The 6,000-nt window shown below is 58.1% G+C and carries 6 protein-coding genes; 4 read left to right on the forward strand and 2 right to left on the reverse strand.

The window, feature by feature from the left end:
- Positions 1-235: 235 nt before the first annotated feature.
- Together GOX66_RS21455 and GOX66_RS21460 are read right to left on the reverse strand one after the other, a co-directional pair.
- Positions 236-463: a hypothetical protein gene (locus GOX66_RS21455; protein WP_170765330.1), complete on the reverse strand. Its 228-nt coding sequence runs from the start codon at positions 461-463 to the stop codon at positions 236-238.
- A 206-nt stretch (positions 464-669) separates the two neighbouring features.
- Positions 670-1,299, reverse strand: coding sequence for a response regulator transcription factor (locus tag GOX66_RS21460; protein WP_237212714.1), 630 nt, complete (start codon positions 1,297-1,299; stop codon positions 670-672).
- Between the two features lie 220 nt (positions 1,300-1,519).
- Between GOX66_RS21460 and GOX66_RS21465 the strand changes: the two genes are divergently transcribed.
- Genes GOX66_RS21465 through GOX66_RS21480 form a run of 4 tightly spaced genes read left to right on the forward strand, consistent with a single transcriptional unit; the run spans position 1,520 to position 5,831 of the window.
- Entirely contained in the window at positions 1,520-2,761 is a 1,242-nt protein-coding gene (locus tag GOX66_RS21465) for a pyridoxal-phosphate-dependent aminotransferase family protein (protein ID WP_170765332.1), read from the forward strand.
- 15 nt (positions 2,762-2,776) lie between these two features.
- The gene (locus tag GOX66_RS21470) at positions 2,777-3,973 is read left to right on the forward strand and encodes a malate--CoA ligase subunit beta (RefSeq protein WP_170765334.1); all 1,197 of its coding nucleotides are present in this window, start codon (positions 2,777-2,779) and stop codon (positions 3,971-3,973) included.
- A complete protein-coding gene (gene sucD, locus GOX66_RS21475; protein WP_170765336.1) occupies positions 3,973-4,860 on the forward strand; it encodes a succinate--CoA ligase subunit alpha in 888 nt (295 codons plus the stop codon). The genes GOX66_RS21470 and sucD overlap by 1 nt, the downstream gene beginning before the upstream one ends.
- Positions 4,860-5,831 carry a 2-hydroxyacid dehydrogenase gene (locus GOX66_RS21480; RefSeq protein WP_170765338.1) on the forward strand — a complete coding sequence of 324 codons (972 nt, stop codon included), beginning with the start codon at positions 4,860-4,862 and terminating at the stop codon, positions 5,829-5,831. Before sucD ends, GOX66_RS21480 begins: the two co-directional genes overlap by 1 nt.
- Positions 5,832-6,000 lie beyond the last annotated feature (169 nt).

Raw genomic sequence — 6,000 nt, forward strand, 5'->3', positions numbered from 1 at the left:
GTCATTGGAGCCTCTCTGGGCAAACAGTAGATTTCACCGTTTTTCATCTCTCCCAGGGTCGGACGTTGGAGCTTAAGTAAAATCTGTTCTCCGACTGGAAAGGTCGCGCGCAAGTCACCGCCAGTCAAAAATGAATAGCTTGCTCAAAGTTATCTGCCTTTGCTGCGTACTACGAAATGGCAAAGAAAGTTATTGTCTGACAGGAGACGCAATCGAGAATAACTCGTTAAAAGGTTCACCCGCCGATATAGGTTCCGCTCTTTGGGCGATAGAAGATTTTCTGATCGTGAAGCCTGCCCAGGAGGTCATGCATTTTGCGCACCGAGGTTTCACGGTCTTGACGGCTTTCGTCGGTTTCGTCAACGGAACTGGCGGAGTTGACGGTTATTGCAAGGCGCAACGCCTGTTCAATAAGGTCCATATCCTCGACAGACAATTCAAACATATCGTTGTACTGGGGCACTGTGGGTCCTCCTGCCTGAGTGCAGGTACTTAGATTGCCTTGGAACGAAGAAGGTTTCCACCGAAAACGTCGGCGCCCAGTGAGCATGCGCAACGTCAGGCAATTGATCTATACCTTAGCCTTTTGCAATTCATGGTTTGCCCGGGGCAAGAACGCTGGTTGAATACACCTTTGAAATCCATCGTCCCAACCATCGGGTTTTCCGGTCAGCCCCCTGAAAACTGGGAGGAATAATAATAGGCAATCGCCTGGGTTCTGTTTTTGACCGCCAACTTCTCGTAGATGTTCGACAGGTGAAATTTTACCGTATTGGTCGAGATCTGAAGCTCTTTGGAGAGGTCGCGGTTGGACATGCCCTGTGCCAGAGCCTCCAGGATGGCGCGCTCCTTGCGGGACAGGCTCTGGATCGGATCCTGTTGCATCTTCCGGACATCGATGAAAGGAAACACCATTTTGCCTGCCGCCACATCCGCACAGGTTTCCAGCAGGCCTTCGACCTCACCAGACCGGGCGGCGAAGCCCGCGGCACCTGCTTGCATCGCCAACCGCGGGGTATCACCGGTCGTTTCTCCATAGACGACGAAACGGGGGGCGTTCGCCTGTTCGCGCAGCACTTCGATCAGTTTGGCTGCGCCCAGAACCGGCAGGTTCCAGTCCACCACACCGACTTGAACAGGCACTCGCATCACCGTTCCCAGAAATCCTTCGGCTGTGGCCGAGGTCGCGACCAGAGAGAATCGCGGGTCACGCTCGAAGATTTCCGACATCGCAGAAAGGACCAGCGGATTGCCGTCGGCCAGCATGATATCAATCGGGGGTTTGGGGGCATCAACCATCTGTTTTCTCCCTAATTTTCTAAAAACCTACCCATTAGGGTGGGGTGGATTTTGGTATACATTGGTATTTTTACCAATATGGGTAGGTTTTTCCCCATACTATTAGCCATGCTAAAGCAGTAGTAAGTTACGTTGCGCGTTCGGGCAAGTCTCGGTTTTCTGTCTGTCAACGTAACACAACGGGTCGCTATGCCCGACCAACTGCCGAGGATGTCTAACAATGACTTTTCAGATCTTCCCTCCGCTCGAGATCCCCGAGACTCTTGCCGCGGGTCCGGGGCCAGGCAATACCGATGCCCGCGTCCTGCATGCCTTTGCCAATGCTGGTGTCGCGGATCACATGCAGGGCGATGTCCTTCGGGGGATGGTCGAGTGCAAGCACATGCTGCGGAAGATCTGGGGTACCGAGAACGCCTATACCTTTGCGGTTGCCGGTACTGGTTGGAGCGCTCTGGACACGATGTTTTCCGCCGTCATGCCCGGTGACAAGGTTATTGCCTTCACCAATGGCACCTTTTCCGGCATCGATGCGCTGACACTGCGGATCAAGGCCGCCACGCCCGAGGAACACGCGGCCAACCCGCTTGACCCGCAGGCCGCCGGCGTCACCGTGATCGAGGTTCCACACGGCCAGCCGGTGACCGGTGAAGTGGTTGAAGCCGCTTTGGCAGAGCACAAACCGAAATGGGCCTTCATGGCGCATTGGGAAACCGGTTCGGGCCGCATCAACGACCTGCGCGGATTCTCGGATGCCTGCGAGCGCCATGGTGCAATGGGCCTGATCGACGCGGTCTCATCGCTGGGCGTCGATGACTTTTCGATTGACGATTTTCCGGGCATTGCCGGATGGGCCTCATGCCCGCAAAAGGGTCTGTGCTGCCTGCCGCTCACCTACGCGCCGGTCAGCTTCACGGATGCCTATATCGATACGCTGAAAACATCAGGCGCCTATACTTACGTGCACAATCCGATCTTCGAGGCCCGTCACTGGGGCATCGTTGACGGGCAGGACGTGGAGAAAGGCACCTATCACCGGACCCATTCCGGATACGCCGTCGCCGCGTTCCATGAGTCGCTGCGTCTGACCCTGCAGGAAGGGTTGGCGAAACGGTCGCTGTCCTACCGGACGCATGAACAGGTTCTGCGGGACGCGGTGATCGAGATGGGATGCGAGGTGACCTCGGACATGCCCAGCCTCGTCGTACTGAACCTGCCGCCGGAACTGGCGGGCCGTGAGATGGAGTTGGTGCAGAACTGCCGGGCACGGGGATTCGGTATCTGGCCAACGCTCAGCGCGCCTGTGCAGGTACGCATCGGCATCCTCAACCAACTGAACCGCGAGGCCGTCAGCCGGATCGTGCGCCTGTTTGCCGAAGCTCTGCGCGAGCTGGGTGGGGTCGTCGATCAGGAAGCAATCGAGGCTTTGCTTGAAAGCCGCTACGGCACCTCAATCGCCGCATAAACGGGAGCGAACCAGATGGATATCCACGAATACCAGGCGAAGGAAATCCTTGCCAACTTCGGCGTAGATGTGCCTTCGGGCGCATTGGCCTACAGCCCTGAGCAAGCGGCCTATCGGGCACGTGAGCTGGGTGGCGACAAATGGATCGTCAAAGCGCAAGTTCACGCGGGCGGTCGCGGCAAGGCCGGTGGGGTCAAGCTGTGCAACACCGAAAACGAAATCTACGAGGCCTGCGATGACCTGTTCGGTCGCAAGCTGGTCACGCATCAGACCGGCCCCGAAGGCAAAGGCATCTATCGCGTCTATGTCGAATCCGCCGTGCCGATCGATCGCGAGATCTATCTTGGTTTCGTACTCGACCGATCCAGCCAGCGGGTCATGATCGTGGCCTCTTCCGAAGGCGGCATGGAGATCGAGGATATCTCGGCAGACCGTCCCGAAAGCATCGTACGCTCAATCGTTGAACCTGCAGTCGGGCTGCAGGAATTCCAGGCACGCGAAATCGCGTTCGAGCTTGGACTGGAACCAAAACTGATCCAGCAGATGGTGCGCACCCTGCAGGGTTGCTACGCCGCCTTCAGCGATCTGGACGCCACTATGGTCGAGATTAACCCGCTGGTCATTACCGGTGACGACCGTGTTCTGGCGCTGGACGCGAAGATGAGCTTTGACGACAACGCCCTTTTCCGTCACCCGCAGATTTCCGAACTGCGCGACAAAAGCCAGGAAGATCCGCGTGAAAGCCGCGCGGCAGATCGTGGTCTGTCTTATGTCGGGCTGGACGGGAATATCGGCTGCATCGTGAACGGTGCCGGTCTGGCAATGGCCACGATGGATACGATCAAGCTGGCCGGGGGCGAGCCTGCCAACTTTCTCGACATCGGCGGCGGCGCGTCGCCCGAGCGTGTGGCCAAGGCTTTCCGGCTGGTTCTGTCGGACGACAATGTGCAGGCGATCCTGGTCAATATTTTCGCCGGTATCAACCGCTGCGACTGGGTGGCGGAAGGTGTCGTTCAGGCGCTGAAAGAGCTTGATATCGATATCCCGGTCATCGTGCGACTGGCCGGCACGAATGTCGAAGAAGGACAGAAAATCCTTGCCAAATCGGGCCTGCCCATCATTCGCGCAACGACATTGATGGAAGCTGCTGAGCGCGCTGTAGGCGCATGGAAAAACGACCTTACTCAAGGCACCAAGATGAGGGCTGTGTAATGAGCATTCTTCTCGATCGTGACTCTCGCGTTATCGTACAGGGCATTACCGGGCGCATGGCCCGGTTCCACACCAAGGACATGCTGAGCTACGGCACAAATGTCGTGGGCGGTGTGGTGCCTGGTAAGCACGGCGATACCGTCGAAGGCGTTCCTGTGTTCGATACGGTCAAACAGGCCGTCGAAAAAACCGGTGCAAATACGAGCCTTGTTTTCGTGCCGCCGCCATTCGCAGCGGATGCGATCATGGAAGCCGCTGATGCGGGTATCCGCTATTGCGTCTGCATCACGGACGGTATTCCGGCGCAGGACATGATCCGGGTCAAGCGGTACATGTATCGTTACCCCAAAGAGAGGCGCATGGTTCTGACCGGCCCCAATTGCGCGGGTACGATCTCGCCTGGCAAAGCACTGCTGGGGATCATGCCGGGCCACATCTATCTACCAGGACATGTGGGGATCATTGGCCGCTCGGGTACGCTGGGGTATGAGGCTGCGGCGCAGCTGAAAGAGCGGGGGATCGGCGTTTCGACCAGCGTCGGGATCGGTGGCGACCCAATCAACGGGTCGTCCTTCAAGGATATCCTGCAGCGTTTCGAAGAAGACGAGGACACCCATGTCATCGCGATGATCGGTGAAATTGGTGGCCCGCAGGAAGCTGAGGCTGCGGAGTACATCCGCGACCATATCACCAAGCCGGTAATTGCCTATGTTGCGGGTCTGACCGCACCCAAGGGCCGGACCATGGGCCACGCAGGTGCCATCATCTCGGCCTTTGGCGAAAGCGCCAGCGAGAAGGTTGAAATCCTGTCTGCTGCCGGTGTGACCGTGGCTGAAAACCCGGCCGTCATCGGTGAAACCATTGCCCGCGTGATGGAGGCTGCGTGATGGTCAAACCCTCGGTTTTGGTTACCCGTCGCTGGCCTGCCGCCGTCGAGGCGCAGCTGGCCGAGAACTACAACGCGGTTCTGAACGCCGGGGACAAACCAATGTCCCCGGCAGAAATCCGGCAGGCACTGAAGTCCTATGACGCGGTGTTGCCCACCGTCACCGACACACTCAGTGCCGAGGCGCTGGACGTCCCCGGGGCGCAAACGAAAATCCTCGCCAATTATGGCGTCGGTTACAGCCATATCTGCGAGCCGTCGGCGCGGGAATTGGGCATGACCGTGACCAACACGCCTGACGTGCTGTCCGAATGCACCGCAGACATCGCAATGACTCTGTTATTGATGGTGGCGCGTCGTGCGGGTGAGGGCGAGCGCGAGTTGCGAGCTGGTAACTGGACGGGCTGGCGGCCCACGCATCTGATCGGAACCAAGGTCAGCGGTAAGACGCTGGGGATCATCGGCTACGGCCGTATTGGGCAAGAGATGGCCCGTCGCGCCCATCACGGGTTCGGCATGGACATACTTGTATACAATCGCAGCAGAGTGTCACCAGACGAGTTGGCCCAGTGCAACGCAACTCAAGTGGACGCAATCGACGATCTGCTTCCGCAATGTGACTTCGTATCGCTCCATTGTCCCGGCGGCGCCGCCAACCGGCACCTGATCAATTCGCGCAGGCTGAGCCTGATGAAGCCGGACGCCTTCCTTATCAACACTGCACGCGGTGAGGTGATCGACGAATGGGCTCTGATTCAGGCCCTGATGTTCGACATGATCGGCGGCGCGGCGTTGGATGTCTTCGAAGGCGAGCCGCGCATCAGCCCGGACCTTTTGCAATGCGACAACCTCGTGATGCTGCCCCATCTGGGCAGCGCCACGCGCGAGGCGCGCGAGGCGATGGGGTTCCGTGTGCTCGATAACCTGAGTGACTTTTTCGAAGGCCGTGAACCTCGGGACAGGGTGATCTGATTTCTGTCGTTACGCCCAGACACAACCAACAATGCACGCCAATTCGGCTTACGCAGCCGCAACAGCCCTCATTCTACAGGAGATATGACCCGTGAATGCGCCCCATCGAACTGACGGTTTTTTCACCCAGTCCCTTTCCGACCGTGACCCAGAGCTTTTTGGCTCGATC

The sequence above is a fragment of the Ruegeria lacuscaerulensis genome, assembly GCF_013031245.1.
Lineage (GTDB): Bacteria > Pseudomonadota > Alphaproteobacteria > Rhodobacterales > Rhodobacteraceae > Ruegeria > Ruegeria lacuscaerulensis_C.

What these genes read in the sequence shown, in the direction of transcription:
- GOX66_RS21480 (WP_170765338.1), top strand. Translation starts at nt 4,860, where the DNA reads ATGGTCAAACCCTCGGTTTTGGTTACCCGTCGCTGGCCTGCCGCCGTC.
- GOX66_RS21465 (WP_170765332.1), top strand. Translation starts at nt 1,520, where the DNA reads ATGACTTTTCAGATCTTCCCTCCGCTCGAGATCCCCGAGACTCTTGCC.
- GOX66_RS21470 (WP_170765334.1), top strand. Translation starts at nt 2,777, where the DNA reads ATGGATATCCACGAATACCAGGCGAAGGAAATCCTTGCCAACTTCGGC.
- sucD (WP_170765336.1), top strand. Translation starts at nt 3,973, where the DNA reads ATGAGCATTCTTCTCGATCGTGACTCTCGCGTTATCGTACAGGGCATT.
- GOX66_RS21460 (WP_237212714.1), bottom strand. Translation starts at nt 1,299, where the DNA reads ATGGTTGATGCCCCCAAACCCCCGATTGATATCATGCTGGCCGACGGC.